The 26,580-nt window shown below is 57.6% G+C and carries 26 protein-coding genes and 1 other RNA gene; 7 read left to right on the top strand and 20 right to left on the bottom strand.

The genetic code is table 11. From position 1 onward, the window contains the following. Nucleotides 1–2: 2 nt before the first annotated feature. Nucleotides 3–1,472 carry an SUMF1/EgtB/PvdO family nonheme iron enzyme gene (locus AC0B60_RS10145; RefSeq protein WP_465085864.1) on the top strand — a complete coding sequence of 490 codons (1,470 nt, stop codon included), beginning with the start codon at nt 3–5 and terminating at the stop codon, nt 1,470–1,472. Between the two features lie 10 nt (nt 1,473–1,482). Continuing rightward, the gene (locus tag AC0B60_RS10140; RefSeq protein ID WP_465085695.1) at nt 1,483–2,226 is read left to right on the top strand and encodes a putative 4-mercaptohistidine N1-methyltransferase; all 744 of its coding nucleotides are present in this window, start codon (nt 1,483–1,485) and stop codon (nt 2,224–2,226) included. Here AC0B60_RS10140 and AC0B60_RS10135 read toward each other — a convergent pair whose 3' ends face one another. From AC0B60_RS10135 to AC0B60_RS10075, 13 genes are all read right to left on the bottom strand, one after another. Continuing rightward, the gene (locus AC0B60_RS10135) at nt 2,227–2,868 is read right to left on the bottom strand and encodes a methyltransferase domain-containing protein (protein ID WP_465085694.1); all 642 of its coding nucleotides are present in this window, start codon (nt 2,866–2,868) and stop codon (nt 2,227–2,229) included. After that, complete coding sequence (locus tag AC0B60_RS10130) at nt 2,868–4,442, bottom strand: cation:proton antiporter domain-containing protein (protein WP_465085693.1); 1,575 nt, start codon at nt 4,440–4,442, stop codon at nt 2,868–2,870. The genes AC0B60_RS10135 and AC0B60_RS10130 overlap by 1 nt, the downstream gene beginning before the upstream one ends. A gap of 105 nt (nt 4,443–4,547) precedes the next feature. Beyond that, nucleotides 4,548–5,495: an alpha/beta fold hydrolase gene (locus AC0B60_RS10125; protein WP_465085692.1), complete on the bottom strand. Its 948-nt coding sequence runs from the start codon at nt 5,493–5,495 to the stop codon at nt 4,548–4,550. Nucleotides 5,496–5,539: 44 nt separating this feature from the next. Next, nucleotides 5,540–6,826 carry a phosphoribosylamine--glycine ligase gene (purD, locus tag AC0B60_RS10120; RefSeq protein WP_465085691.1) on the bottom strand — a complete coding sequence of 429 codons (1,287 nt, stop codon included), beginning with the start codon at nt 6,824–6,826 and terminating at the stop codon, nt 5,540–5,542. A 21-nt stretch (nt 6,827–6,847) separates the two neighbouring features. Next, entirely contained in the window at nt 6,848–8,428 is a 1,581-nt protein-coding gene (gene purH, locus AC0B60_RS10115; protein ID WP_465085690.1) for a bifunctional phosphoribosylaminoimidazolecarboxamide formyltransferase/IMP cyclohydrolase, read from the bottom strand. Between the two features lie 85 nt (nt 8,429–8,513). After that, nucleotides 8,514–8,831: a DNA-binding transcriptional regulator Fis gene (fis, locus tag AC0B60_RS10110; RefSeq protein WP_007154166.1), complete on the bottom strand. Its 318-nt coding sequence runs from the start codon at nt 8,829–8,831 to the stop codon at nt 8,514–8,516. Beyond that, nucleotides 8,828–9,826: a tRNA dihydrouridine synthase DusB gene (gene dusB / locus AC0B60_RS10105; protein ID WP_465085689.1), complete on the bottom strand. Its 999-nt coding sequence runs from the start codon at nt 9,824–9,826 to the stop codon at nt 8,828–8,830. The genes fis and dusB overlap by 4 nt, the downstream gene beginning before the upstream one ends. A gap of 216 nt (nt 9,827–10,042) precedes the next feature. Next, nucleotides 10,043–11,302 (bottom strand): DUF3426 domain-containing protein, encoded by a 1,260-nt coding sequence (locus tag AC0B60_RS10100; RefSeq protein ID WP_465085688.1) that lies wholly within the window; start codon nt 11,300–11,302, stop codon nt 10,043–10,045. 62 nt (nt 11,303–11,364) lie between these two features. Beyond that, a complete protein-coding gene (gene prmA, locus AC0B60_RS10095) occupies nt 11,365–12,261 on the bottom strand; it encodes a 50S ribosomal protein L11 methyltransferase (protein WP_465085687.1) in 897 nt (298 codons plus the stop codon). Between the two features lie 38 nt (nt 12,262–12,299). After that, nucleotides 12,300–13,646, bottom strand: coding sequence for an acetyl-CoA carboxylase biotin carboxylase subunit (gene accC / locus AC0B60_RS10090; protein ID WP_465085686.1), 1,347 nt, complete (start codon nt 13,644–13,646; stop codon nt 12,300–12,302). A gap of 16 nt (nt 13,647–13,662) precedes the next feature. Continuing rightward, nucleotides 13,663–14,121 carry an acetyl-CoA carboxylase biotin carboxyl carrier protein gene (gene accB, locus AC0B60_RS10085; RefSeq protein WP_465085685.1) on the bottom strand — a complete coding sequence of 153 codons (459 nt, stop codon included), beginning with the start codon at nt 14,119–14,121 and terminating at the stop codon, nt 13,663–13,665. Between the two features lie 28 nt (nt 14,122–14,149). Beyond that, complete coding sequence (gene aroQ, locus AC0B60_RS10080) at nt 14,150–14,590, bottom strand: type II 3-dehydroquinate dehydratase (RefSeq protein ID WP_465085684.1); 441 nt, start codon at nt 14,588–14,590, stop codon at nt 14,150–14,152. 267 nt (nt 14,591–14,857) lie between these two features. Further along, nucleotides 14,858–16,471, bottom strand: coding sequence for a diguanylate cyclase (locus AC0B60_RS10075; protein ID WP_465085683.1), 1,614 nt, complete (start codon nt 16,469–16,471; stop codon nt 14,858–14,860). A gap of 199 nt (nt 16,472–16,670) precedes the next feature. Here AC0B60_RS10075 and AC0B60_RS10070 point away from each other — a divergent pair, with 199 nt between their 5' ends. Together AC0B60_RS10070 and AC0B60_RS10065 are read left to right on the top strand one after the other, a co-directional pair. Further along, the gene (locus tag AC0B60_RS10070; RefSeq protein WP_465085682.1) at nt 16,671–18,677 is read left to right on the top strand and encodes a bifunctional diguanylate cyclase/phosphodiesterase; all 2,007 of its coding nucleotides are present in this window, start codon (nt 16,671–16,673) and stop codon (nt 18,675–18,677) included. A gap of 111 nt (nt 18,678–18,788) precedes the next feature. Continuing rightward, a complete protein-coding gene (locus AC0B60_RS10065) occupies nt 18,789–19,838 on the top strand; it encodes a DUF2333 family protein (protein ID WP_465085681.1) in 1,050 nt (349 codons plus the stop codon). A gap of 75 nt (nt 19,839–19,913) precedes the next feature. Here the strand turns inward: AC0B60_RS10065 and ppa are convergent, their stop codons facing one another. From ppa to rpiA, 3 genes are all read right to left on the bottom strand, one after another. Beyond that, nucleotides 19,914–20,441, bottom strand: coding sequence for an inorganic diphosphatase (ppa, locus tag AC0B60_RS10060; RefSeq protein ID WP_465085680.1), 528 nt, complete (start codon nt 20,439–20,441; stop codon nt 19,914–19,916). A 102-nt stretch (nt 20,442–20,543) separates the two neighbouring features. Then, on the bottom strand, nt 20,544–21,683 hold the full coding sequence (locus tag AC0B60_RS10055) for an acyl-CoA dehydrogenase family protein (protein ID WP_465085679.1): 1,140 nt from the start codon (nt 21,681–21,683) through the stop codon (nt 20,544–20,546). Between the two features lie 216 nt (nt 21,684–21,899). Continuing rightward, complete coding sequence (gene rpiA / locus AC0B60_RS10050) at nt 21,900–22,580, bottom strand: ribose-5-phosphate isomerase RpiA (protein ID WP_465085678.1); 681 nt, start codon at nt 22,578–22,580, stop codon at nt 21,900–21,902. Between the two features lie 140 nt (nt 22,581–22,720). Here rpiA and ilvA point away from each other — a divergent pair, with 140 nt between their 5' ends. After that, nucleotides 22,721–24,256 carry a threonine ammonia-lyase, biosynthetic gene (ilvA, locus tag AC0B60_RS10045; RefSeq protein ID WP_465085677.1) on the top strand — a complete coding sequence of 512 codons (1,536 nt, stop codon included), beginning with the start codon at nt 22,721–22,723 and terminating at the stop codon, nt 24,254–24,256. Nucleotides 24,257–24,443: 187 nt separating this feature from the next. Continuing rightward, nucleotides 24,444–24,593, top strand: a complete 150-nt coding sequence (locus AC0B60_RS10040) for a hypothetical protein (RefSeq protein ID WP_465085676.1) — start codon at nt 24,444–24,446, stop codon at nt 24,591–24,593. Between the two features lie 3 nt (nt 24,594–24,596). Here the strand turns inward: AC0B60_RS10040 and AC0B60_RS10035 are convergent, their stop codons facing one another. Beyond that, on the bottom strand, nt 24,597–25,247 hold the full coding sequence (locus AC0B60_RS10035; RefSeq protein WP_465085675.1) for a 5-formyltetrahydrofolate cyclo-ligase: 651 nt from the start codon (nt 25,245–25,247) through the stop codon (nt 24,597–24,599). A 130-nt stretch (nt 25,248–25,377) separates the two neighbouring features. Between AC0B60_RS10035 and AC0B60_RS10030 the strand changes: the two genes are divergently transcribed. Then, nucleotides 25,378–25,761, top strand: coding sequence for a DUF2750 domain-containing protein (locus tag AC0B60_RS10030; RefSeq protein WP_465085674.1), 384 nt, complete (start codon nt 25,378–25,380; stop codon nt 25,759–25,761). An 18-nt stretch (nt 25,762–25,779) separates the two neighbouring features. Here AC0B60_RS10030 and ssrS read toward each other — a convergent pair. From ssrS to AC0B60_RS10015, 3 genes are all read right to left on the bottom strand, one after another. Beyond that, nucleotides 25,780–25,959, bottom strand: a non-coding RNA gene (ssrS, locus tag AC0B60_RS10025) — 6S RNA. Nucleotides 25,960–26,023: 64 nt separating this feature from the next. After that, entirely contained in the window at nt 26,024–26,320 is a 297-nt protein-coding gene (locus AC0B60_RS10020; protein WP_465085673.1) for a cell division protein ZapA, read from the bottom strand. Then, nucleotides 26,320–26,526, bottom strand: coding sequence for a TIGR02449 family protein (locus tag AC0B60_RS10015; RefSeq protein WP_007153200.1), 207 nt, complete (start codon nt 26,524–26,526; stop codon nt 26,320–26,322). The genes AC0B60_RS10020 and AC0B60_RS10015 overlap by 1 nt, the downstream gene beginning before the upstream one ends. Between the last annotated feature and the right edge of the window lie 54 nt (nt 26,527–26,580).

Here is a 26,580-nt window from a genome sequence, read left to right as displayed (position 1 = left end):
TGATGAAGGGTGATGAGCGCGAGTATCGAGAGCGTTCCCTGTACCGGGCTCTCTGTTATGCTGAAGGTGAGAAACGGGTAATCGACGGAGCCGACATGACGCAGAGCGAACAGGCGCAGAAAACAGAACTGCTGGCCGAGTTGGAGGCGACCCGCCAACGGACCTTTGAACTGGTTGACTCCCTCAGTGACGAGCAGCTTGAGGTGCCCTACCACCTGGGCGTGAACCCGCCACTGTGGGAAATGGGGCACGCGAGCTTTTTCTACGAGGTTTTCGTTTTTAACCTTCTGGACGGTACCCCGAGCTACGATCCGTCCATGGATGACCTGTGGGATTCGTTTCACATCGATCATGGAGACCGTTGGAGTCGCAAGCTCTTCCCCGGTCGTGAGCAAACCCTTCAGTATTTCAACACCATCTATGACCGTGTTGCGTCGCGCATCGCACAGCAACCACTGACTGACGAGGCCCTGTACCTCTATCGTTACGCCATGTATCACCAGCACATGCACATTGAGTCGATGACGTGGTGTCGACAGACGGTTGCCCTGCCAGCACCCCCTGGCTTTGCTGACGCTACGCAGGGACGCGCGGAGCCTCTGTCCGGTGATGCACTCATCCCCGGCGGCCGCTACCAGATTGGAATGCCGGGTGAGTCTGCCTGCTACGCCACCACCGACTTTGCCTTTGATGGGGAAAAGCCGCGTTTCGAAACCCCGGTGGAGCCGTTTGCAATCTCCCGCACTCTTGTTTCCAACCGGGAGTTTCTGGCGTTCGTTGAGGATGATGGCTACCGGCGACCGGAGTTCTGGTCTTTCGGGGGGCGCAAGTGGTTGGGTACCGAGACCGATATTGCCCTGGTACATGGCAGCTCCCAGCCCATGTTGCGGGAGCCCAGGCACCCGCTCTACTGGCGCTGGCACGAGGGCGAATGGCAGGAACGTGTGTTTGAACGCTGGCAGGCCCTGAACCTGGATGCGCCTGTCGCCCACGTCAGCTATTGGGAAGCCGAGGCCTATTGCCAGTGGGCTGACCGGCGTTTGCCGACAGAAGTGGAGTGGGAAGCGGCGGCACTGGGTAACCGGAGCGGCCAGGATTTCCGTCGTTTCCCCTGGGGGAATGAGCGGCCAACACCGGACCACGCGGATCTCGACGCCACCCACATGGCACAACAGCCGGTATGGGATTATCCGGCGGGTGATAGCCGCTCCGGCTGTCGCCAGATGATCGGCAGCGTCTGGGAATGGACCAGCAGTCAGTTTCTTCCCTACGACGGGTTCAGGGTCGATGTGTATCCCTTTATGTCTACCTTGCAGTTCGGTGATCATAAAGTGAGCCGGGGGGGTGGGTGTGCGACATCTTCGTGCCTGATCCGGGGCACATACAGACAAGCCTACCTGCCCCTTCGCAACGACGTGTATACCGGGTTTCGCACCTGTGCGCTGTCGGATTCGGCTTCTGGTACACGCTGAGGATCTTGATATGAATGTTTATGAAACCGACGAACTACTCGGGCAGTACCTGGGGTTTCATTATGGAGAAAGCCATTTTGGGGTGGGAAATTATCCAGCCCGTTGCGCCAGTATCTGCCAGGAATTGATGGCGGGCCGGGATAAACGACGAGCGCTTGACCTGGGGTGCGCAGTGGGCCGAACCGCCTTTGAGCTTGGGCGGGTCTTTGATCATGTGGTGGGAGTGGACCTTTCCCGCCGGTTTATCGATGCGGCGACTACCCTGCAGAAGACCGGAGAGATCGATTACTTCCGCCGCGACGAAGGGGAACTTGGCGAACGCGTAACGGTGAGCCTGAATGCCCTGGGGCTCGACCGGGCGACGGAAAAAGTATCGTTTGCCACCGGCGACGCCAGCAACCTGGGGCCGGAACATGTGGATTATGACCTGGTCTTCGCGGGCAACCTGATTGACCGTCTTCAGGATCCGGGCGCCTTCCTGGAAAGCATCCATAGACGCCTGGCTCTTGGTGGCACCCTGGTGATCAGCTCGCCCTATACCTTGATGGATGAATTCACCCCGATTGCCAACTGGATTGGCGGATACGAACGCAATGGCCAACCCTATACGGTCTATCAGGGTATGAAAGAGATACTCTCGCACCATTTTGAAGAGAGTCAGCCGCCCAGGGATGTGCCGTTTGTCATTCGGGAAACCCGCCGTAAATTTCAGCACACCATTGCGGAACTCAGCGCCTGGCGCAGAATCCGCTGATCAGTCCTGACGGGTGAAAAACGCTGTCTGGGTAGGATGCCCGACCTCGGGAACATAATCTCCGATACCGCCGAAGCGTACCTCGTAGCCATTGCGCTCCGCCACGCCCCGGGCCCAACGCTGGAATTTGGGCCTGTCCCATTCGAATTTGTGATCTTCCTCGCGAAATTCTCCCGGTGCCAGGTCGAACAGGGGGTTGTACTCCCGGTTGGGTGTGGTCATAAACAGAGACTTGGGGCGATATTCCCCGAACACCGCGCGCTCCACCCGTGACAGCTGCTCTGGCCTGACATGCTCGATGGTTTCCACCATGGCGGCGGCGTCGTAACCGGCCAGGGCCGGGTTGCTTTCAGCGTAGGAGCCGCGGACCAGCCTGATTCTGGGGTTCTCCTCGCGCAGATACCCGGCGAGCACGGAACGGGCCTGCTGGAGAGATACGCCGGAATCCTCCAGGCCGGTTATGCTCTCGAACTGTGGGTCAGCAAGCATGCGGTAGAGCAGGGAGCCGGAACCGCACCCCAGGTCCAGTACACGCCTTGCCCCGGTTGACTTCAGGGTACGCAATACGAAATCCAGACGCTCCTCATGCAGGGAGGTCATCTGGGTCATCATGCCGTTATCCGGAACCTTGAGTTCGTGCATCAGGCTTTTGCGTTCTCCGTCGGTGATGGTGCCTGGTGGTTGCGCTGCAACACCTGGCTTGCCAGTGCGACGCCGGTTTCACTCATCGTCAGGTAGGCTTCGTCCGCACCAGCTTCGCGAATTCGTTCTGCTTCGTCGGCGTACAAGGTATGCGCCACGATATAGCCGGTGAACCCTTTTTTACGAAGGTTTCTGGCGGCGATCAGTTTGCCTTCGATGTCGCCCATCGCAAGGATAACAGCCTCGACCGCAGGCATGTGCAAGCCCTGCCAGAAGGAGATGTCCTCCGCGTCACCAAAGACCACATTGCGGCCTTCCTTCTGGTGTTTTTCCACTTTTGCCGGATCAGAGTCAAGCGCCTTGATCAGTGGCTCCTCATGAGCAAGCTGGTCGTAGGCGGCTGAGCCGGTGCGGCCCATACCCATAACGAGTAATCTGGTGTTGCCCAGGGAGATCGGCTGTTCGTCGGGATGGTGCCGTTTGCTTTCGAAGGGAGCCAGACGAGCACTGAAGCGTTCATAGAGCGCGTGGGAAAGCCGGTTCACGGGGGCAGACACCACGAAGGACAGCGCTACGGTGATGGCCAGCGGAACCAACCACTCCGGCAGCGCAACACTGGCCACGATAAGGCCAAACTCACTGTAGTTGGTCAGTGACAGGGCACTCAGGAAACTGCTGCGTGAACGCAGGCGGAAGGCCAGTAACAGGAAGAAAAACAGCACGCCTTTCAGGGGCACTACCAGCAGCGCTACGGCTGCAAACAGCAATGCCTCACCATCCGGCAGGCCGCCGATGCCAATCTGCAGGAAAAAGCCCACCAGGAACATTTCCTTTACGCTCCAAAGCGATTTAGCCAGTTCCTGGGCACGCGGGTGATTGGCCAGCATGGCACCCAACACCAGGGCACCAAGCTCCGAGCTCAGTCCCACCGCTTCAAAGCCGAGCCCACCGAGGACCAGGGCCAACAGGAGGCCGAGCAGGACCAGCAACTCATCGTGACCACTGGCGTCCAGTAGCTTGAACAGCAGGGGTCTGAGCAGGGGCAGGCCAAAGACGACCAGTGCCCACTGCGAGGGCGTCTGGCCGGCTGCCAGGCTCATGACCACCAGCGCAATCAGATCCTGCATGATCAGAATGCCGATGGCGACCCTCCCGTGAAAGGCCCTCAATTCGCGCTTGGTTTCCAGCACCTTGGCCGCTAGCACCGTACTGGAAAACGAGAGGGCAATAGCGAGCAGGAATGCGGTCTGCCACGTGAGTTCCATCAGTAGGTAGAGGCCGGGGGTGAACACCGCGCAGGTGATACCAAAGTGCAGCAGACTGCCGCCGATGACTTCAGGACTGATGATAGAGCGCAGCTTCAGCTTCAGTCCAACGGTGAACAGCAGCAACAGCACGCCCAGGTGGGCGACGTGTTCGAGAACATTGGTGGCTTCAATGGCGAGGTCAGTGGTGGCGGAGAGACCGCTCAGCACAAACCCTGCTGCCAGGTATCCCACCAGAGGCGGTAGTCCAATGGCTTTGACCATCAGGCCGAGGACAAAGGCAAAGGATATCCATAGTGCTTCGGGCATGGGCTACTTCACGGTTTAGAAACAAGGCTCTGGCAAGGCTACCGTGTTTCCGTCGGGCCGTGTAGTCAAAACTGACTTGTCGTGTGGGTTACGACGCGTTGGTGCTTACTTCTCCAGGGCTGTAGTGGTTGCTATGAACTCGCGGAACAAGCGTGCGGACTCTTCTGGCACCTCGACCATGGGGGCGTGTCCGACGCCTTCCAATAGCCTTTTACGGGCATCGGGGATTCGCTTGACGAACACATCAGCGTTGCGATAATTGATCACCCGGTCTTCCATGCCCCAGACCACCAGAACCGGTGCCTGGATGCGGGTGATGGCATTACGGAAATTATCTTCGTAGCCGGTATCCCGGATGGCATCGAAAATCACTTCGTTGACCTCGCGGTTGGCAATGGCCTTCTCCTCCATGACATCGTAAATGGGCCAGGGCACGAAAGGCTTCTTTTCCAATGCAAAATCGACCAGGCGCTCAAAGTCGCCCTCCTGGGAGGGAATCAGCGGATTGTCACCGTCCATGACCAGGCTAACCAACTCGCTGTCGTACTCAAAAATTCCCGCCGGATCAAAGAGGGTGGCGGTGCGGATCTGGTCTGGGTAGGTTGCTGCATAGAGAGCGGTGATGGCGCCCCCCATGGAGTTGCCCATCAGGTGCGCGTTCTGGATGCCCAGAGCATCAAGAATCCTCGACAGGTGCCCGACCTGATCTTCGAATCGATATCCCAGGTCAAGCGCCTTGCTGCTGTCACCATGGCCGGGGAGGTCTATGGCGTAGACGTTGAAGTCATCCGTCAACTGCCGCGCCAGCCGGGTCCAGTTGTCCTTGTTGGCGCCAAAACCGTGAATGAGCACGATGATGTCGCCATCCACCGGCTCGGCATTGCGCAGGTAGGCAATGGTCATCTCACCGACGCGGATACTGGATTCCTCCAGCCCGGCACTGGAGCGTTCCCAGCCAATGGCATTGTCATACAGGGTTTGGCGGGAACAGGCACTGATCATCAATGTGATGATCAGTATTGAGATGATCGACAGGACAGATCGTTGGGCCATCAGAGCGTTCCTTGCGAAGAGTGGGCAGATTCGGGCCTGGGGTATCAGGTGTTTTCCCTGGCAATTGCCCGATAGGCAATGTCCTTGCGATAGAAAGCTCCTTCCCATGAAATGCGCGCAGCCAGTTCGTAGGCGCGTTTCTGTGCCTCAGTGACCGTTTTGCCGAGGGCAGTGGCGCACAGCACTCGTCCGCCGCTGGTGACCACCTGCTCCCCGTTCAATCGGGTGCCGGCGTGGAAAACTCTCTCGCCCTCGGTTTCCGATTCCGGCAGTCCGGATATGACATCGCCTTTGTTGTAGCTGCCAGGGTAACCGCCCGCGGCCAGCACGATGCCCACCGAGGCGCGTTCGTCCCAGTCGGAACGGCACTGGTCAAGCTTACCGTCAATGGCGGCACCACAGAGTTCCACCAAATCCGATTTCATGCGCAGCATGATGGGCTGGGTTTCCGGGTCGCCAAAGCGGCAGTTGAACTCAATTACCTTGGGGGCGCCTTCGCCATCGATCATCAGGCCGGCGTATAGGAAACCTTTATAGGGATGCCCTTCCGCCGCCATGCCGCGAACGGTGGGATAGATTACCTCGTCCATGATTCGCTTGTGAACATCCGGTGTGACCACCGGAGCTGGAGAGTAGGCACCCATGCCACCGGTGTTGGGGCCGGTGTCGCCGTCGCCCACGCGTTTGTGATCCTGGGAAGTGGCCATCGGCAATACGTGCTCGCCATCCACCATGACAATGAAACTGGCTTCTTCACCGTCCAGGAACTCTTCAACCACCACACGGCTACCGGCATCGCCGAAGGCATTGCCCGCCAGCATGTCGCGAATGGCGTCTTCGGCTTCGCCCAACGTCATGGCGACAATCACGCCTTTGCCCGCGGCCAGGCCATCGGCTTTCACCACGATGGGCGCACCCTGCTTACGAACGTAGTCCAGTGCCTGGTCCACGTCGGTGAAGTTGGCGTAGGCAGCCGTGGGAATTTGCTGACGATCCAGGAAATCCTTGGTGAAGGCCTTGGATCCTTCCAGTTGCGCCGCACCGGCGCTGGGGCCGAACACCCGCAAACTGCGCTCTTCGAACAGGTCCACAATGCCATCAACCAGCGGTGCCTCGGGGCCGACAATGGTCAGGCCCACATGGTTGGCCGCGGCAAAGTCCGCCAGGCCGTTGAGATCCATCACGTCAATGTTGATGTTCTCCAGGCCGGGCTCGCGAGCAGTGCCGGCATTGCCCGGCGCGACAAATACCCGATCTGCGTCCGGTGACTGGGCGGCTTTCCAGGCGAGGGCGTGTTCGCGACCGCCGGAGCCTATAACAAGAATATTCATGATCGGTTCCTGTGTGTCGGATTAGTGCCGGAAGTGGCGCATACCGGTAAATACCATGGCGATGCCATGCTGGTTGGCTGCATCAATCACTTCCTGGTCGCGCATGGAGCCACCCGGCTGGATAACGGCGGTAATGCCCGCCTCGGCGGCGGCGTCGATGCCATCGCGGAACGGGAAGAAAGCATCCGAGGCCATCACCGAGCCTTTGACTTCAAGGCCTTCGTCGGCGGCCTTGATGCCGGCAATCTTGGCACTGTAGACGCGGCTCATCTGGCCTGCGCCCACGCCGATGGTGCGCCCGGCCTTGGCGTAAACGATGGCGTTGGATTTGACGTACTTGGCTACTTCCCAGGCGAAAAGCAGGTCGTTCAGCTCCTGTTCGGACGGTTCACGCTCGCTGACCACCTTGACGTCTTCCATCGCCACCATGCCCAGGTCGCGGTCCTGAACCAGAAGGCCTCCGGTGACGCGCTTGTAGTCCAGGGATTTGGCGCGCTCGCCATCAAATTCGCCGCAGGCCAGCAGGCGGACATTCTTCTTGGCGGCAACCAGTTCCACGGCCTCCGGCGCGATGCTCGGGGCGATGATCACTTCCACAAACTGGCGGTCAATGATGGCCTTGGCAGTTTCCGCGTCCAGTTCACGGTTAAAGGCAATGATGCCGCCAAACGCAGAGGTGGGGTCGGTAGCGAAGGCCAGGTCATAGGCCTGTAGGATATCAGCACCGATGGCCACACCGCAGGGGTTGGCGTGCTTGACGATCACGCAGGCAGGATCGGCGAAGGGCTTGACGCATTCCAGCGCGGCATCGGTGTCGGCGACGTTGTTGTAGGACAGTTCCTTACCCTGAAGCTGTTTGGCCGTGGCAATGCAGGCTTCCCTGGGGTTGCGCTCGGTGTAGAAGGCAGCCCGCTGGTGGGGGTTCTCTCCGTAGCGCATGTCCTGAACCTTCAGGAACTGGGTGTTGAAGGTGCGAGGGAAATCGGCGTTGTCGTTGTCGGCGGTGCGGCCGCCGAGATAATTGGCGATAGCACCGTCATAGCCGGCAGTGTGTTCGAAGGCCTTCACGGCCAGGTCAAAGCGCGTGGTGTAGCTCAGCTCGCCGTCGTTGGCTTCCAGCTCTTTCAGAACACGGCTGTAATCAGAGGCGTTCACCACAATGGCCACGTCGTTGTGGTTCTTGGCGGCAGCGCGAACCATGGTGGGCCCGCCAATGTCGATGTTCTCGATGGCGGTGGCGAGGTCGCAGTCCGGTTTGGCAATGGCATCCTCGAATGGGTAGAGGTTAACAATCACCATGTCGATGGGGTTGATGTTGTGCTCTGCCATCACCGCGTCGTCTGTGCTGCGACGCCCGAGGATGCCGCCATGGATTTTCGGGTGCAGGGTTTTGACGCGGCCATCCATCATTTCCGGAAAGCCGGTGTAGTCACCGACTTCGGTGACGGGTACCTGGTTTTCCTGTAGGAGGCGAAAGGTGCCACCGGTAGAAAGCAGTTCGATGCCGCGATCGGTCAGTGCACGGCCGAATTCAACGATACCGGTTTTATCGGACACGCTGATCAGCGCACGACGGACGGGGGTATTAGCCTGATTTGCCATGGGTCACTTATTTCTGCTGGGTATGAACGAATGAAGGCCTCGCGAATGGTGTCCGGGAGGCCCTCGTTTCAATCGGGTAGCTGGATTATAGCAGACCGTACTGTTTGAGCTTCTTGCGCAGGGTGCCGCGGTTCAGGCCAAGCATGGTCGATGCCTTGGTCTGGTTATTGCGGGTGTACTTCATCACCTGTTCAAGCAGCGGGGCCTCTACTTCCGATAACACCAGTTGGTAGACCTCGGTCACCGGGGCGCCATCGAGTTGGGCAAAATAGTTTTTAAGGGCAACTTCCACGCTGTCGCGCAGGGTAACCGTGTTGCCGCTGCTGTTCACCGTTTGCAACTGATGAATATCATCGTTGGCAGGTGGGGTCAGATTGTCTTTAGCCAAAGTCTCAGCGGTCATGCTGCGAATACCTCTCCATTTCGTAAGCCTGCAAAGTACTGTTGAATACTGTCTTTCTGCTCCATCGCGCAGTCAATGGCGTTGAAGCGTTTTCTGAACTGTTTGTCTTCGTCGTGGGTCTGGAGATACCAGCCCACGTGTTTCCTGGCGATTCGCACACCCATGGTTTCGCCATAGAAGCTGTGCAGCGCACCCAGGTGTTCACTCAATACCTGTTCCACTTCGTCCACAGGCGGCTCCGCAAGGTGCCTGCCGGTTTCCAGAAAATGCAGGATTTCCCGGAAAATCCAGGGCCGTCCCTGTGCTCCACGGCCGATCAGCAGCCCGTCAGCGCCGGTGAATTTCAGTACATGCTGTGCCTGTTCTGGCGAGTTTATGTCGCCGTTGGCAAATACTGGAATGCTCACCCGGGACTTCACGTCGGCGATCGTGTCGTATTCGGCCTCGCCCTTGTAGGCATCGGCGCGGGTACGACCATGAATGGCCAGGGCCTGAATGCCGGCGTCTTCTGCCATGCGGGCAATCAGCGGTGCGTTTCGATGCTCCCTATCCCAGCCCGTACGCATCTTCAGCGTGACCGGGATATCCACAGCGGCCACGACCGCTTCCAGAATATCCCGCACCAGCGCCTCATCTTTCATCAGCGCTGAGCCGGCGGCCTTGTTGCACACTTTCTTGGCCGGGCAACCCATGTTGATGTCAATGATCTGGGCGCCGAACTCGGCATTCAGTCTGGCGGCGTTGGCCAGCATTTCAGGGTCGCCACCGGCGATCTGCACTGAACGGGGCTCGGGTTCACCCTCATGGTTCATGCGCGTTCGTGACTTGCGCGTATGCCAGAGCTTGCTGTCCGCAATGACCATCTCGGAGACTGCCAGCCCCGCACCCATTCGCCGGCAGAGCAGGCGAAAAGGACGGTCTGTTACACCGGCCATAGGTGCAACAATCAACGGATTGGGCAGGGTATACGGCCCGATTTTTGCCGTTGGCAGCATGATCTGAATCCGTGTAACAGCGGGTTAAGCGAACGTCGGAAGTGAACGGCTGCTCAATAAGTAACCGATCTTGATCCGAAGGGCGGTAATGATACCGCTGGCAGAGATCCTATTGAAGGGGCGAAGCCATGAAAAAATTGATTATTTTTCGTCCTTTCTGGTTGACTTTCAGTCTATTCGGTGGCCGTCCCCACTTTCTGTTGAGTGAGGACTTGCTTACTCCTGGTAGGCGCGGAAGGCGATATTGTAGTTTACGGCGTCCTTTCCGGGGTCGCGGATATTGATGACGATCCTGACCGGGGTATCGGTCGGCATCGCCTCAAGATCACGGCCGTCTCCCGCCAGGTACTCGTCCGGCGTGAACACGCTCTGAGCGACCACATCACCATTCAGATTGGAGAACGTCAGGGCGATGGCGGGGAAGGGCTGTTCGAAGGCGGCCCGGTTGATGATGACGGCGTCAACCACCAGTTGGCTGCGGTTTTCCGGGTTGGTTCTGACCACCAGTTTGCGGCTCTGTATGGTATCCACGTTGATCAGCGGTTTCAGTTCGCAACCGGCGATCTCGCAGCCCTGCTCATAGAAGGGGCGCAGCTCCGGTATGGAGGACAGGCGGTCAAATTGGAACCAGGTGACTTGCGCCACCAGGACGCCAATCAGTGCAAGAATAATAAGGGTCCATAGGGCCGTTCTCACGCGGCCCCTGCGATTGCCTGCAACAGAGACCGGTTCCCTGTGGAGGTTGCTGTAGGGTGAGGCGGCGATAAGAGGTTCGTTGTCGGTTACCGGGCTGGCGTCGTCATAGTCGAAGGACGACGATTGGGGTTCATCAATGTAGAAACCATCCGCATTTTCTGCGGGTTCCAGGCTCAGGTCTTCGGGTTCCCGTGGTGGTGTTTCGGGCTCATTCCAAGCCGGTTCCTCAAACGGCTCGTCTTCGCGCGGTTCCGATTCTGGTTGTTCGAATTCCGCAGATTCTTCTGGCTGCTTAAGTTCCGTTGAGGCGGGCGTGGCTCTACGCCTGGTGTCATCCTCTTCGGACAACATTGCCTCGGCCCAGCTTTCATCGATTTTTTCGTGGGTTTCTTCGTCGTTATTGTCTGTTTCGAATGTGCCGCCGCTGTGCTCGTCGACGGTGCGGAAGCTATCGCTCAGTTCGTCGTCGGAGAAGGTCAGCCGAGTACCGGCGTATGGGCCTTCGGCCGCATCTTCTTCGGGGTTGTCCGCAAAAATCAGGTCATCATCCGAGGTGAACCCCTGACCTGCCGGAGCATCCTGCTGTCCCGGTGTGGTCGAGTCGCTCTTTGGGCTGGAGGCGCTTGAAGAGCCCTCGCTTATCCGGTGTTCGACGGCATTGAACACCGCCATGCAGTTGCCGCAACGCACTTTCCCGCTGGCTACGCTCAGCTGCGCGTCGGTGACCCGGAATCGGGTTTCACATTTTGGGCATCGTGTCTGCAGGCTGCTCTGGGTCATGCTTCTTTCCTGTAGGCGGCATCGCTACGAGTCACGGAGTTTAGTTGGTTCGGCAGAATTCGTCACCTGTCGTTGCGCCGTCCTGTGAGCCGTATCCATTCCTCGCGCTGTTCCGGCTCGTCCATGATAAACCAGGGCTCGTAGGCTTCCATGACCTCCCGGGCCTGGTTGGACAGTATGCCGGACAGCACAATATCACCGCCCGGTTTTACCTTGGCTGCCAACCTGGGTGCCAGGCCTATCAATGGCTGGGCCAGTATGTTGGCCAGCATGATGTCCGCCATGGTATCGGGTTCATCCCCGGGCAGGAACAGGTCCAGCCGGTCTTCTTCAACCTTGTTGCGGCGCGCGTTTTCCCGGCTGGCTTCCAGTGCCTGGGGGTCTGTATCGACCCCGATAACGTGGTCAGCACCCAGCAAGAGAGCAGCAAGACCCAGTATGCCGGAGCCACAGCCATAGTCGATCACTTGCCGTGATGCCACTTCCTGACCATCAAGCCATTCCAGGCACAGGGCCGTGGTGGGGTGAGTTCCGGTGCCGAAGGCCAGGCCGGGATCAAGCAGCAGGTTGGCAGCGTCTGGGTCCGGAGCGTCGTGCCAACTGGGCACAATCCATAGCCGGTCTCCGAAGCGCAGCGGCTTGAAGTCGTCCATCCATTCGCGTTCCCAGTCCTTGTCTTCCACCAGGGTGACGTCGATGTTGGGCAGCGACTGTTGTGTCTGCTGATGCCAGGCATCCTTAACGGCGGCGCAGAGCTCTTCAATGTCGCGATCAGACCCGAACAAGCCAGTGACGCTGGTCTGGTGCCAGAGCGGCGTTGTACCCGGGTCAGGCTCGTACAGGGGCTGGTCTGCGGCATCTTCCATGGAGACGGCTTCGGCGCCCATCTCCATCAGCAGATCCTCAAGCTGGTCCGCGTTATCCGGATCAGCCGGGATCTGTAGTTGTATCCAGGGCATGTGGGTGTCCTGTTTGGTAGACGAATCGACTGGTCGGGTTAGTCCCGTATCAGTTTCTCCAGATAATGGATGGTGAAGTCTACCTGTTTAAAGCCGCCATCGCGTACCAGTTTCCTGTGCAGCGCCTGGTTCGTCTTGATGCCCTCGACCACCAGTTCATCCAGCGCATTCTTCATGCGGCGGCGGGCAATTTCCCGGTCGTCTCCCCAGGTGATCAGCTTGGCCACCATGGAGTCGTAGAACGGGGGCACCGTGTAGCCGCTGTACAGATGAGAGTCGACTCGCACGCCGTTACCACCGGGTGCATGGAAGTGTTTGACCTTGCCCGGGCTGGGTACAAAGGTTTGCGGGTCTTCTGCGTTGATGCGGCATTCCAGCGCGTGGCCGGTCATCTTGATGTCGTCCTGGGTGTATTGCAGGGGCAGTCCACTGGCGATACGCAGCTGCTCGCGAACGATATCGACACCGGTCACCATCTCTGACACCGGATGCTCCACCTGCACTCGGGTGTTCATCTCGATAAAGTAGAAAGCGCCGTCCTGGTACAGGAATTCGAACGTACCCGCACCCACGTAGCCGATCTCTTTACAGGCGTCGACACAGGCTTTCAGGGTTTTCGCCCGCGCTTCCGGGTCGATGTTCGGGGCTGGCGCCTCTTCCAGTACCTTCTGGTGACGACGCTGCATGGAGCAGTCCCGGTCGCCCAGATGGATGACGTTGCCGTGGGTGTCGGCCAGTATCTGGACTTCTACATGGCGGGGGCGCTCAAGGTATTTCTCTAGGTAGACGGTAGCATCGCCAAAGGAATTCTTGGCTTCAGTCTGAGTAACTTGCACGCTCTTTAGCAAAGCCGCTTCAGAGTGAACGACCTGCATGCCACGGCCGCCGCCACCGGAAGCGGCTTTGATGATCACTGGGTAGCCGATTCTACGGGCGACTTCCAGGGTACGGTTGTCGTCGTCCGTCAATGGGCCGTCGGAGCCGGGCACGGTGGGGACGCCCGCTGCAATCATTGAATTGATGGCAGAGACTTTGTTGCCCATCAGGCGAATGGTGTCGGCTCTGGGGCCGATAAAGCGGAAGCCGCTTTTTTCAACCTGTTCAGCGAAATCCGCGTTTTCGGCGAGGAAGCCGTAACCGGGATGGATGCCGACGGAGTCCGTGACTTCGGCTGCACTGATAATGGTGGGGATGTTCAGGTAGCTGTCAGCGGCACTGTTGGGGCCGATGCAGACCGACTCGTCCGCCAGGCGGACATGCATGAGGTCGCGGTCGATCTGGGAGTGGACAGCCACGGTTTTGATGCCCAGCTCCTTGCAGGCACGCAGGATGCGTAGGGCAATTTCGCCGCGATTTGCGATCAGGACTTTCTCTAACATAGCCATGAGAGTATCACCGGGTTCAGGAAATGATGATCATCGGCTGGTCGAACTCGACCGGCTGTCCGTTCTCCACCAGGATTTCGGCGATGGTACCGCTTTTGTCTGCCTCGATCTGGTTCATCATCTTCATGGCTTCGACGATGCACACCACGTCCCCGGCTTTCACTGACTGCCCGACTTCCACGAAGGCTTTCGCCGTGGGCGAGGGTGAGCGGTAGAAGGTGCCGACCATCGGCGACTTCACCGCATGGCCGGAAGGTGCCGCCGGTTTTGCAGGTTCGTCGGCGGCTGGCGCGGACGGCTGCGGTGAGGCAGGTTGGGGTGCTGGTGACGGATACTGTGCCATATACTGTGGCGCAGCCAGTTGTTCACGGCGCCGTGAGATGCGAACCGAATCATCACCCTCGTGAATCTCCAGCTCCTCGACGTCGGATTCCTCCAGCAGTTCGATAAGTTTCTTGATCTTGCGAATGTCCATAGTCAGTCCGATCCCGTTTTAATCAGTTCTATCGATGAATTCGTTGCAGGGCGGCTTTGAGTGCAAGGTCGTACCCCAGGCTGCCCAGCCCGCAGATAACGCCATCGGCGATATCAGAAAAGTATGAGTGATGACGGAATGCTTCCCGCGCATGCACGTTGGAAAGATGGACCTCAATAAACGGTATGCCCGAGGCCAACATGGCGTCCCGCAGCGCAACACTGGTGTGGGTGAACGCCGCCGGGTTGAAGATGATGAAATCAACCCCTTCTGATCTGGCTTCATGTATCCGCTCAATCAGTTCATATTCCGCGTTTGACTGTAAATGTAGCAGGTGATGGCCATCTTCGGCGGCTTTCCGGTGCAAACGGTCGTCAATGTCTGCCAACGACTCGTGGCCGTACACCTCCGGCTCGCGGGTTCCGAGCATGTTCAGGTTGGGGCCATGAAGTACGAGTATGGTCGACATGATTTCGTCTGCCTTGCTGACTTTTTTACAGGATCGCCGAATTTAGCGACATTTTCCCTCAATGGTGCGTTCTTGAAGTCTTCAGATCAACACTTTTTGACAATCGGGTGTGTGTCGAAAAGTATCCTGCCCACGCAAGAGCACTCTTTGTCGTTTGCACGGTCATTGTCGTGAAGGGCGAAGAGGAGTTCTATAAGACGTTGGTTTCATAAAACGGCCCCGAGAGCGGGGCCGTTAGTGGGGATATCCAGTTAGTGGCGATTGGGTTCAATCGCCGGCGGCGGTCACACAATTGCGGCCCTGGGCCTTGGACCGATATAGGGCTTTATCCGCCCGTTCGCAGAGGGCCTGGGAGGTATCCTCTTTCCAGGCGGCAACGCCGCAGCTGAAGGTGACGTTAAACTCCCGGTCACCCGCCGGTTGCAGCAGTTCCGAGAAACGCTCGCGGATTTCGTTCAGCACGTTACGGGCATCGCTCTCGCGGGTGTCTGGCAGGATAATGGCAAATTCCTCGCCACCGTATCGGCCAATATGGTCCGTCTTGCGCAAGCGTTGTTTCAGGAACATGGACAGGCTTCGTAGCACGCGGTCGCCAATGGGATGGCCAAAGGTGTCATTCACCTTCTTGAAGTAGTCGATGTCGATCATCGCAAAGCACAGTTGCTGATCTTTCTGTCGCGCCCGAACTATTTCCTGATCCAGAAGGTGCAGGGTGTGGGTGTGATTGAACAGGCCGGTCAGGCTGTCGCGGATCATCAGCGCCAGCAGCGATCGGGCACGTCGGCCACGATTGTGTATGGTGGAAATCAGGTGTTTCGGGTCGATGGGCTTGGTCAGGAAGTCATCACCCCCCAGGCTCATGGCATGCAGCTGTTTGGTGACGTCTTCCTCAGCGGAAAGGTAGATGATCGGCACGCTGTGGAAACGGTCCTGCTGGCGGATCACCCGCGCGATTTCCATGCCGGTGCAACCAGGCATGTACATGTCCAGGATGATGATTTCCGGCGAGAACGATTCCAGCGCATGAATGATTTCCATGGGGTCGGTGATAATGTGGGCATTCATACCGGCCTTTTTCAGCACCGTCTCCATGAACTTGGCCTGGGCGCGGGAATCATCCAGTACCAGCACCTTGTAGGGTTCCACCGTGTTGCCGTGGGTGTAGGTTTCGATTTTCTCGATCAACTGGCCGGGGTCAACCGCTGGGTAAAAGAATTCCTCGCCACCGCAGCGAGACGCCCTCAGGCGGGTCTCGATGGTGCCGTCCTCATCGCTCATGAAGATGATGGGGATGGGGGTGTCGTGGCGTTCCTGAAGCCGTTCAATGGTGGCAATCCCGCTTAGGGGCTCGCCGCCGTAGTTGACGTCCATCAGGATGGTTTCGGGTTTGTGGAGTGCACAGGCTTCGATCAGCTTGTCGGCAGTGTTGAATGCTGACGCACGGAAGCCGAAAAACTCAAGCTGGCGGATCAGGCGGCTGGCCATCTCCTCGGCGGCCAGAGCAATATAGACAGGCGTCCGTCGATATTGCTGGGGCGTTTCGCTGGCTTCCTGGTCGGTTCTTCTCAGTGTGCAGTGAGACAGCTGCTCAATGGCTTCCTGGAGCTTGCGATCCAGGCCTTCGGGGAGCACCGTGCCTTCCGGCCACTCGCCGATCAGGTCGAACACCCGGCGCCCGGAATCGGCATGGCTTTCCATGTCGAAGCGCTTTGCGTAGCGAACCAGTTTGTCGGATGCCCTGGCAAAATCGCCCCTGAAGGCGGCAGACTGGCCAGTGTCTTCGTGGATCTTTTGCCATGTATCCAGGACGACGCGCGCCTGGGTGGTGACGCGGCGAGCAAAGTGCTGCCTGAGTTTGTCTTTCTGGCTATCGTCGTTCATGGTGCTCCGGCCTGTGTTTTTCTCGTTCTGAGCCGCCCGTTTCCGGTACAGGCGGATATTTTCAACATTAGTCTTTTTGCAGAGTCTATAGTGTTTAATGTTGTCGGCGTAGGTGACGCTGTGTAAATGTTTGTCAACTCTGCGGGACAGGTCACACCAGATACCCGACAATCGTTGCTTCAGACAGGGGCTGCCAGTGATGGCACGGACGCAAAACGACCGACAGATCTCTCGCCAGCAGGGTGTTATCACCTTGCGCAGTCTGCTGTTGCTGTTTACCGGTGGCATGTTACTGCTTGTGCTGGTGGCGGCGGCCAGCGTCAGTTTTGACCGGTTCCGGGATTACATGTCTGACCAACTCCAGGGCCACGCTCGGGATGGTGCCACAGCCATTGGTCTGTCTCTATCCAATGCCATTGACGGTCGCGACCCAGTGGCCGCATCTTCATTGATCGATGCGGTTTTCGACAGTGGCCGTTACCTCTCTGTGGCCTATGTCAACAATCAGGGTGAGGAAGTGGCGGGTCGGGAGACCTCATTACGTGAGGTGGATGTGCCGGGTTGGTTCGTGTCGCTGGCGAATCTGCCCCTGCCGGCGGGTGAAGCGGAAGTGGTGCGAGGCTGGAGCCAGCTGGGCAAGGTTCGTGTTGTGAGCCACCCTGGCCGGGCGTACGAAGACCTGTGGGTGGTGACCGTTAGAATTGTGGCCGGCTCTGCCCTGATTGGCGGCCTTGGGCTGATCGGCCTGTTTTGGATGGTTACACGTCTGATGCGTCCGCTCAGAGCTGTTGAGAAGCAGGCCAAGGCCTTGGGCAAGCGGGACTTCAGGCGCCGGGTCGATATTACTTCCACTCGGGAGTTGAACCAGGTTACCCACGCAATGAATCAGATGGCGGATGATCTTGGTCGACTCTTTGAAGGGCAGGCGAAACTGATCCAGCACCTGCGCAAGGTGAACAACGAAGACAGCCTGACCGGGCTTGCGAGCCAGCAGGCGTTCGAACAGCGCTTAAAAGTTGAAGTGGAATCGGAGGAGCGGTCCGCCCCCGGTGTATTGTTCCTGATCCAACTGGAGGGGTTCGCCCAATACAACCAGAGCTATGGTCGCGACGAGGCGGACCGTTTGCTGGTTCGTATTGCGGAGGTGCTGAGTGTCTTTATTCAAGCGCATGGAGACTCGTTTGCCGGCCGGATGACTGGCGCCGGGTTTGCTGTGTTCCTGCCGGGCGTTTCACGTGCCGACGGCGTGATCTGGTGCCGACAACTGGTCGATGAACTGGACGGAATCTATTCTGACCTCTCTGCTCCCATGGACGCTTCCGTTCACGCGGGTATTGCCCAGACCGCTGAAACTCGGAAAGCGGGCGAGCTGATGTCGGCGGCCGACGAAGCGCTTCGGCAGGCACAGGTGGAGGAGGGGTCTGCCTGTCATGCCGCTGATCGCGACCGGCCTGAGCACCATGACAGTGAAAAATGGCGAGTCATGATTGGCGAGGCAATCGCCCGGGAACAGATGTCGTTATGGATGCAACCGATGATCAGCAATGGCGATGAAGGGGTGCTGTTTCATCAGGTCTTTTCCCGGATGAAAACCGAGGATGGCTGGATCAAGGCCGGCATTTTCGTGCCCATGGCTGAACGTTTCGGCTTGATCCCTGATATTGATCGTTGGGTGCTTGAGCGTTCCCTGGCGTTCCTGCGCCTGGAGTCGGACACCCGCCTGGCATTAAGCCTGGGCATGGTCTCGGTGGCCAGCGAGTCGTTCCGTAAGGAGCTTCTGGAACAACTGTCCGCAGCCGGCAAAGAGCGCCGGCGATTGCAGATTGGTATTTCCGAGCAGGCTGTTCACCACCACCGGACGGCGGTGGGACTCCTGGTGCGTGGGTTGAACCGGCTCAAGGTACCGGTGATTGTCGACCGCTTTGGTGTAGGTGGGGTGCCCTTCAGCTACCTGAGAAATCTGAGGTTCCAGGCGCTGCGTATTGATAACAGTTTTGTTCATGATATCGACAGTCATGACGACAACCGTTTCTACCTCGAATCCGTGACCACGATTGCCCACAGCCGCGGCGTGCGGGTCTACGTCACGGGGGTTGAAACCGCCGGTGAATATGCAGCACTGCAGGGTGTCGGTATCGATGGCGCGATGGGTTACCATCTGGGCCGGCCGTTTGAGGTGGGGAATACCGGTCATTCACAGCACTAGTGCCGCAAGGGCGCTGCAAATTGCATAAATGTTGCCGTTGCTTCATGGTATTCGCAGTGCGCAAACGGATAGCGTCCGGGATAAAACGACAGACAGGGGAACTGAAAACCGATGCCAGGAAAAATCAGACAGTATTTCAGTGATCGCAAAGACGACGTTCGGGACTACACCGGCGGTGGGGTTGTCGGCAAATTTATACTGGCCGTTGTGGTTGTCTACCTGCTTGTTGCGCTGGTGCTCGGCATGATTTGGAGCAGCGAGCCGGACGTTTTCTCGGTGCGTGATCACACCCGTACCGTGGCCCAAGAAATGCAGCGTGAACCGGTCGCGGGATTTGCTACCACGGTAACTATGATCCGTGTTGCGGAAACGCTTCTCGATAAGCCTGGCGGTTACGTTTCTAACGACATATTCCCTCCGGGACTTTGGCTCGACAACATGCCCAGCTGGGAATATGGCGTGCTCGTTCAGCTTCGCGACCTGTCTCGGGCCATGCGCAAGGATATCAGCCGTTCCCAGAGCCAGTCCGCTGAGGACCCTGATCTTACGATTGCCGAGCCCCAGTTCCATTTCGACAGTGGCAGCTGGGCGATTCCGTCCACCGAGGCGGAGTATCGTCGTGGCATCCAGGCCCTGTATAGCTACCTGGATCGCTTATCCCGCCCGGAGCAACCTAGCGCCCAATTCTTCGCCAGGGCCGACAATCTGGCCAACTGGCTGGCGGACCTTGAGACTCGTTTGGGAAGTCTTTCCCGCACCTTGGGTGAGAGCGTCGGCAAAGCCTCGGTGTCTGACGCGGTTGCGAACATCAATCCCGACGATCCACTGTCAGAGGATGTTGCAGGTGAAGAAGTCAAAACTTCCTGGACGAAAATTGACGATGTGTTTTATGAGGCCCGTGGCAGTTCCTGGGCTTTGCTGCACATTTTCCGGGCCATAGAAGTGGACTTTCGCAAGGTATTGAACGACAAGAATGCCCTGGCCAGTGTCAAACAAATCATTATTGAACTGGAAGGCGCACAGGGGGAGATGTGGAGCCCCGTGATCCTGAACGGTAGCGGTTTCGGCGTACTCGCCAATCATTCACTGACGATGGCGGCGTACCTGTCCCGTGCCAGTGCTGCGATCAGCGACATGCGTGATCTGTTAACCCGAGGCTGATGCTGGTTTAGCCTTGCCGCAAAAAAAACCGGGCCATGCAGCCCGGTTTTTTGTATCTTCTGAAAGCCCCGTTTCTCAGCCTTTGTAGGCTTTCACGGACGCCTCAATGGCCTTCTTGGCTTCGGCCGCATTGGCCCACCCCTGAACCTTGACCCACTTGCCCGGTTCGAGAGTCTTGTAGTTCTCGAAGAAGTGCTGGATCTGGTCGCGGAGCAGCTGCGGAAGATCGTCCACATCTTTCACGTCGGTATAGCTCTTGGTGAGCTTGTCATGGGGTACGGCAACCAGTTTGGCGTCACCACCGGCTTCGTCTTCCATATTCAGCACACCAACCGGGCGGCAGCGAATCACGGAACCGGCCTGAACCGGATACGGCGTAACCACCAGCACGTCAATGGGGTCGCCGTCGTCTGCCAGGGTATGGGGAATGAAGCCGTAGTTGGCTGGGTAGAACATTGGCGTAGCCATGAAGCGGTCTACCAGCAGTGCGCCCATGTCTTTGTCCAGCTCATATTTCACAGGGGAGCTGTTGGACGGGATTTCGATGGCCACGTAGATGTCTTCTGGCGGGTTCTTTCCAGCAGGGATATGGTCGAAGTTCATGATCGATCCTTTCTGAAGTGCGTTTAACTGCGATTAAAAAGTGGGCGCAATTATACGGGACAATGGTGTGGATCGAAACTAAACGTTGGTATCGCCTTACCGTTACAACCGCATCTGCTTGGCAATCAGCTCCTTCATGATCTCATCGGTACCGCCACCGATCGACAGGATCTTGCCATCCCGATAAAGCCGCTCCACGACGGATTCCCGCATATACCCCATGCCGCCGTGGATCTGAACGGCTTCGCGGGTGACTTTCTCGCACACATCCACCGCAAAGTTCTTCGCCATAGCAACCTGCTTGATAGGGTTCTTGCCTGCCTGCATCAGTGCAGCGCAGCGATAGGTGTACTCCCGTGCCACGTCTACCTGGGTGGCCATGTCGACCAGCTTGTGACGGGTGACCTGGAATTTGTTAACGGGACGACCAAAAGCTTCCCGCTGGCCGGCCCAGGCTATCGAGGCCTCGAGGGCGATCTCGGCCGTCATGTAGGCCATGATGGATAAGCTGAGGCGTTCGAACAGGAAATTGCTCATGATCGCGATAAAGCCCGCATTCTCGGCACCGATCAGGCGGTTGGCAGGCACCCGACAGTCCTCGAAAAACAGCTCCGCCGTATCGCTGGCCCACCAGCCCATTTTTTTGAGCTTCTTGCCGGTGGAAAAGCCGGGCATATCGCGGTCAATCAATAACAGACTGATGCCACCATGGCCTTCGCCACCGGTGCGAACCGCAACCGTGTAATGATCGGCGCGCATGCCACTGGTGATAAAGGTTTTACTGCCGTTGACGATGTAGTCATCGCCGTCCCTGACGGCCCGGGTTTTGATATTGGCAACGTCAGACCCGCCGCCAGGCTCAGTGACTGCCAGCGCGGCAATCTTCTCGCCACGCAGCACGGGCGGAACAATCGCTTCTTTCACGTCCGGCTGTGCCCACTTTGCCACCGGCGGCAGGCCGATATCCAACGATCCCAGGCCGGCCACCAGGCCGCCAGAGGTGGAGCGCATCAGTTCTTCGGACACGGCGACTTTCATGAAGATATCGCCTTCACCAATGCCGCCAAGACTCTCCGGAAAACCGACCCCAAGCAGCCCGGCATCCCCAGCGGTCTTGTAGAGCTCCCGCGGGAACTCGCCGGCTTCCTCCCAGTCGTCTATGTTGGGCAACACATGAGTGGCAACGAACTTGCGGGCACTCTGGCGAACCTGTTCGTGGGTATCGTTGAAATAATCAGACACGGAAAGCCTCCCTCAATCGGAAATCATGAGAGCAGTTTCACGCAAAAAAAGGAACCAAGCAAGCGCTTGGTTCCTGGAAGGCCCGAAAAGAGTCAGGGCCACGAAGAGGTGGGCTCATCAGGGGACGTCAAAAACATGGATGTTTTTGTCGAGCGTACACGGACGTATTAACAGCGTGCCCCTGATGAGTTTACCTCTTCGTGGTTTCCTCCGACGTTAGCCGTCCTTGCGGGAGATCGTCTTCACCCCATCTTCAGTACCAAGCAACAACAAGTCCGCAGGCCGTCGAGCAAACAGGCCATTGGTCACAATACCCACAATATTGTTCAGCTGCTCTTCCACCTGAAGCGGGCGGGAAATATCCAGATTGTGGATGTCCAGGATGATATTGCCGTTATCGGTGGTGAAACCCTCGCGATAAACCGGGTCGCCACCCAGCTTGACGATTTCGCGGCCAACATGACTGCGGGCCATGGGTACCACCTCCACCGGAAGCGGAAACGCACCCAGGATATCCACCTTCTTGGACCCATCGGCAATGCAGATAAATGTCTTGGCCACCGCCGCCACAATCTTCTCCCGGGTGAGGGCGCCGCCGCCGCCCTTGATCAGTTCCAGGCGCTCATTGGTCTCGTCGGCACCGTCCACATAAAATTCCAGGTGCCCGGCACTGTTGAGGTCGTACACCGGAATGCCGTGGCTCTTCAGGCGCTCCGCCGTGGCGTCGGAGCTGGCAACGGCTCCGTCGAAATCGGTGCGGATATCCGCCAGAAGATCGATAAAACAATTGGCCGTACTGCCGGTGCCCACGCCGATAACGCTCTCCTGATCCAGATGCGGTCTGATATGGTCCAGTGCGGCCTTGGCGACGGCTTTCTTCAGTTCGTCCTGATTCATCGATCAACTCCGGTTTCGCAGGAAAATGTAGTTAAGATCGCCATTATAGCCCTTCCGGGCGACCTGCTTATAGACGGAACCCGGGCAAAGTTTCTACACTGTTGGTTTTTCCGACAAAACACCAACTTCCGGACGGACCCATGCCGCAACGCTACATAAAGAAAATCCTCGATGCCCGTGTCTACGACGTGGCCATCGAGACCCCGCTGACCGAGGCTCGCAGCCTCTCAAAGCGCTTTGGCAACAACATTATGCTCAAGCGCGAAGACCTTCAGCCGGTGTTTTCTTTCAAGATTCGCGGTGCCTACAACCGGATTGCGCAGCTCTCTGAAGAACAGAAAGCCAAGGGTGTGATTTGTGCCTCTGCTGGCAATCATGCCCAGGGCGTGGCCCTGGCTTCCAAGAATCTGGGTATCAAGGCAGTCATCGTCATGCCTCAGACCACGCCTGAGATCAAAGTACGGTCTGTGCGTGACCACGGCGCTAAGGTCGTTCTCAAGGGCGATGCCTTTGATGAAGCAGCAGCGCATGCCCAGGAGTTGATTGCAAAGCACGGCTACACCTACATCCCGCCCTACGACGACCCGGACGTGATCGCCGGGCAAGGTACTGTTGCCATGGAAATTATGTGGCAATTCAGTAAGCCTATTCATGCCATTTTTATCTGCGTTGGCGGGGGCGGGCTGATTGCCGGTATGGCCGCATATATCAAGTATTTGCGCCCTGAAATCAAGGTGATCGGTGTTGAGCCCGAGGACTCCAACTGCCTGCAGGCGGCGATGAAAGCGGGTAAGCGTGTGGTGCTGGACGAGGTGGGCATTTTCGCAGACGGCGTGGCAGTCAAGCAGATTGGCGAGTACCCCTGGGAAATCTGCAAGGACCACGTGGATGAAGTCATCACCGTGTCCACCGACGAAATCTGCGCCGCCATCAAGGACGTGTTCGAGGATACCCGCTCCATCGCCGAGCCGGCCGGTGCGCTCGGCGTGGCGGGCATCAAGAAGTACATCGAGCGCGAGCAGATCGAAAACGAAAACCTGGTGGCCACCCTCAGTGGTGCCAACATGAACTTCGATCGCCTGCGCTATATCTCGGAGCGCACGGAAATCGGTGAAAAGCGCGAGGCCATCCTGGCGGTGACCATCCCGGAGAAGCCGGGGGCCTTCAAGACGTTCATCAACGCCCTGCACAAACGCAGCATCACCGAGTTCAACTACCGCTACGCCGATGCCACCAATGCAACCATCTTCGTGGGCATCCAGATCGCGGCGGGAGGTCATGGCCGCGAGGACCTTATCCAGGATCTGAGGGAAACCGGTTATTCCGTCATAGACCTGACTGAGAGCGATCTGGCGAAGCAGCATATTCGCCATATGGTGGGTGGTCATGCGCCAACCATCACCAACGAGAAGGTCTTCCAGTTCGAGTTCCCGGAGCGTCCAGGCGCCTTGCTGAAGTTCCTGATGTCACTGGGAACCCGCTGGAACATCTCCATGTTCCACTACCGCAACCACGGTGCGGCCTATAGCCGTGTTCTGCTGGGCGCTCAGGTGGAAGACGACGAAGTGAAAGACTTCGAGAAGATGCTCGAAAAGGTCGGCTTCCGCTACGAAAACATGACTGACAATGAGGCTTATCAGCTGTTTTTGGGAGCCGGGAACAATAAGTCTGGGTAACGCGGATCAGGCCAGCCGTACCCAATCCGGACGGTGAACTCCTGCTCTAGAAAGTCTTACAAAACTTTAATCTGTGAAAAATTGTAAAATGCAAGATAGGTGTTAGTCTTTCGTCTAATTCTTGAAAACAAGAATAGTGAGCTGATTTAGATCGTTTTTACTCTTTCAGATACCGGAGAATCCCCCCATGGGCCGCAAGCCTGACATTATCCGGATGATTGCGCTGATTTTTGCCGTTGGCCTTGTTGTTACAGGCTTCACGTCGCTTCAGGCTGCTGATGATGAGCCTACGGCCTCCGATAGCGAAGCCTTTACAGTGTCCGCCGTTCGAGACTAAACCTTACCGAGAACTCTTCGCCCTCATTCGGTAACGCTCTCTGTCAGTCACCACGCTGTGCAGAGGGATATCCCAGGGTTCCAGCGGTAACTCCGATACCTTCTGACAGTCATGGGCCAGCCCGATCAGCTTCGGTGCCAGGCGTGGCCGGATTCGCGTGAACGCAAAGGTGCGATCGTAGAAGCCGCCGCCCATGCCCAGCCGCCCACCGAAACCATCAAACCCCACCAGCGGAAACAGTACGGCGTCGAGCGCCCATGGTGGCCGCTCCAGCCCCTTGTGGAACGGCGGTTCCGGAATGCCAAAACGGTTGGCTGTCAGCTCGGTCCCATCGATAAAGGGGCTGAATACCAGTCTGCCACGGTGAACCGGATGCAGTACCGGCAAATAAAAGCGTATACCCCGCCTGCGGGCAACATGAACGTACACCTGGGGATCAATTTCACCGTCGTTGGGAAGGTATACGGCAACGTGGCGAGCCCTGAAAAGGTCGGGATGTTTCAACAGGTTCAGCGCAAGCTGGTCAGCGGCAATCTGTTGCTCTTCCACAGACAGCGAGCGGCGCTTCTTCCGAAGGGCTTTGCGAAGATTGCTTCGGGATTGCGAGCCAGGGTGTTCTTCGAAGGGGTGCGCTGAAATAACGTTGGTCAACATAAGGCTTTTTCTACCACCTGGTTGCCCCTGTTGTACAGAAAAACGTAGCCGCTCTCTGATGATGTCGGTGTGGCAGGTCGATAGGCTATCATTGGCCCTTCAACGTTTTCGTTCAACAGTAGGTCGATCCATGAACAACGATGAATTAACAAGTGTCCTCGAATCAGACGGGGAAGAACGATACGACTACTTCCTGAGCCAGGTGGGGGAGGAGCGTGAGGTCTGGATTTTGGTGAATACGGAGAATCGTTTCCTGAAAATCGTGTCTGAAGATGGCGAGGTGGAGTATTTACCCGTTTGGCCGAGTGAGGTATTCGCGGCAGAGTATGGAAAAGGTTCTGACGATCTCACGCCAAAGCGTATTCCGTTGCCGGATTTTTTCAGAAAATGGGTGCCTGGTCTGACGAAAGACGGTCTGGACGTTGGGGTGTTGCCTGGTCTGGATGGAACCCTGTGGATAACCGAGCCGGAAGAACTGAAACGCGACCTGCAGGATGAACTGTCGAGCTTCTAATGGTCTTGGTTGAAATTAAAGCTTCCCGGGCTGCCGTTATCGGATGTGGCCCTTGAACCCAAAGTTCAAGGTCGGTGGCCGCTGTGACATATTAGGCTTTCCCCGCATGGGGACGTGCTCACAATGCCCTGAAGTAGCCACCTGGGTAGTGCGCATCGGCTCGAGGACGAATCCGACCAGCGAACAGCCCAGGAAGTTCAATTCATTATACGGGCATTGGCGGGGCTGATTGCAACACCTGAATCGGATTCCTGTGTAAGGACTAGTTACCAGTGCCCTCGCCCAAAGCGGTATCGAGCTTTTCGTCCATGGCGTTGAGAATAGAGCTGGCGGTATCCGACATGGTGTCCCGCTCAAGCATCTCATTGGTGATGTTGAGGGCTGCCATCACGGCGATACGTTCGGTACCGAATACCTTGCCGCTGGCGCGTATTTCCCGCATTTTGGTGTCCAGGTGCCTGGCGGAGCGAAGCAGTGCTTCCTGCTCTTCCTGCGGGCAGGCGACCAGATATTCCTTGTCGAGAATCTTGACTTCGACGGTTGTCGGCTGCTGTGCCATCAGTGGTGCTCCAGGGCTCGAAGGCGGCCTATCATGGCTTCAATCTTGTTTTTGGCAAGATCATTCTTGTGCATGAGCTGCGCTCGCTCGCGGTTCCAGTCGTCCTGCAGCTCGCGCAGCATCGCGTTGTCACGTTCCAGTTTGCGACAGTGTTCGATCAATCTGTCGAGTTTGTCCGCCAATGCCTGTAGTTCGGACTGTTCCATGAGTCGTCCAACGCCTGTATCAAAGAAGTGAACTAACTATAAGTGTGGACTGCA

Source organism: Marinobacter sp. V34, assembly GCF_055524115.1.
This window is presented reverse-complemented; position numbering and strand designations above follow the sequence as displayed.

Excerpts from the sequence above, each read along its gene's own strand:
- ppa (WP_465085680.1), bottom strand. The coding sequence starts at position 20,441 with ATGAACTTCGACCATATCCCTGCTGGAAAGAACCCGCCAGAAGACATC.
- AC0B60_RS10145 (WP_465085864.1), top strand. The coding sequence starts at position 3 with ATGAAGGGTGATGAGCGCGAGTATCGAGAGCGTTCCCTGTACCGGGCT.
- AC0B60_RS10075 (WP_465085683.1), bottom strand. The coding sequence starts at position 16,471 with ATGAACGACGATAGCCAGAAAGACAAACTCAGGCAGCACTTTGCTCGC.
- AC0B60_RS10135 (WP_465085694.1), bottom strand. The coding sequence starts at position 2,868 with ATGCACGAACTCAAGGTTCCGGATAACGGCATGATGACCCAGATGACC.
- ilvA (WP_465085677.1), top strand. The coding sequence starts at position 22,721 with ATGCCGCAACGCTACATAAAGAAAATCCTCGATGCCCGTGTCTACGAC.
- accB (WP_465085685.1), bottom strand. The coding sequence starts at position 14,121 with ATGGACATTCGCAAGATCAAGAAACTTATCGAACTGCTGGAGGAATCC.
- AC0B60_RS10065 (WP_465085681.1), top strand. The coding sequence starts at position 18,789 with ATGCCAGGAAAAATCAGACAGTATTTCAGTGATCGCAAAGACGACGTT.
- rpiA (WP_465085678.1), bottom strand. The coding sequence starts at position 22,580 with ATGAATCAGGACGAACTGAAGAAAGCCGTCGCCAAGGCCGCACTGGAC.
- accC (WP_465085686.1), bottom strand. The coding sequence starts at position 13,646 with ATGGCTATGTTAGAGAAAGTCCTGATCGCAAATCGCGGCGAAATTGCC.
- AC0B60_RS10140 (WP_465085695.1), top strand. The coding sequence starts at position 1,483 with ATGAATGTTTATGAAACCGACGAACTACTCGGGCAGTACCTGGGGTTT.
- AC0B60_RS10020 (WP_465085673.1), bottom strand. The coding sequence starts at position 26,320 with ATGGCACAGCAGCCGACAACCGTCGAAGTCAAGATTCTCGACAAGGAA.
- AC0B60_RS10030 (WP_465085674.1), top strand. The coding sequence starts at position 25,378 with ATGAACAACGATGAATTAACAAGTGTCCTCGAATCAGACGGGGAAGAA.
- AC0B60_RS10100 (WP_465085688.1), bottom strand. The coding sequence starts at position 11,302 with ATGACCCAGAGCAGCCTGCAGACACGATGCCCAAAATGTGAAACCCGA.
- prmA (WP_465085687.1), bottom strand. The coding sequence starts at position 12,261 with ATGCCCTGGATACAACTACAGATCCCGGCTGATCCGGATAACGCGGAC.
- dusB (WP_465085689.1), bottom strand. The coding sequence starts at position 9,826 with ATGCTGCCAACGGCAAAAATCGGGCCGTATACCCTGCCCAATCCGTTG.
- fis (WP_007154166.1), bottom strand. The coding sequence starts at position 8,831 with ATGACCGCTGAGACTTTGGCTAAAGACAATCTGACCCCACCTGCCAAC.
- AC0B60_RS10125 (WP_465085692.1), bottom strand. The coding sequence starts at position 5,495 with ATGGCCCAACGATCTGTCCTGTCGATCATCTCAATACTGATCATCACA.
- aroQ (WP_465085684.1), bottom strand. The coding sequence starts at position 14,590 with ATGTCGACCATACTCGTACTTCATGGCCCCAACCTGAACATGCTCGGA.
- AC0B60_RS10015 (WP_007153200.1), bottom strand. The coding sequence starts at position 26,526 with ATGGAACAGTCCGAACTACAGGCATTGGCGGACAAACTCGACAGATTG.
- purH (WP_465085690.1), bottom strand. The coding sequence starts at position 8,428 with ATGGCAAATCAGGCTAATACCCCCGTCCGTCGTGCGCTGATCAGCGTG.
- AC0B60_RS10130 (WP_465085693.1), bottom strand. The coding sequence starts at position 4,442 with ATGCCCGAAGCACTATGGATATCCTTTGCCTTTGTCCTCGGCCTGATG.
- purD (WP_465085691.1), bottom strand. The coding sequence starts at position 6,826 with ATGAATATTCTTGTTATAGGCTCCGGCGGTCGCGAACACGCCCTCGCC.
- AC0B60_RS10070 (WP_465085682.1), top strand. The coding sequence starts at position 16,671 with ATGGCACGGACGCAAAACGACCGACAGATCTCTCGCCAGCAGGGTGTT.
- AC0B60_RS10040 (WP_465085676.1), top strand. The coding sequence starts at position 24,444 with ATGGGCCGCAAGCCTGACATTATCCGGATGATTGCGCTGATTTTTGCC.
- AC0B60_RS10035 (WP_465085675.1), bottom strand. The coding sequence starts at position 25,247 with ATGTTGACCAACGTTATTTCAGCGCACCCCTTCGAAGAACACCCTGGC.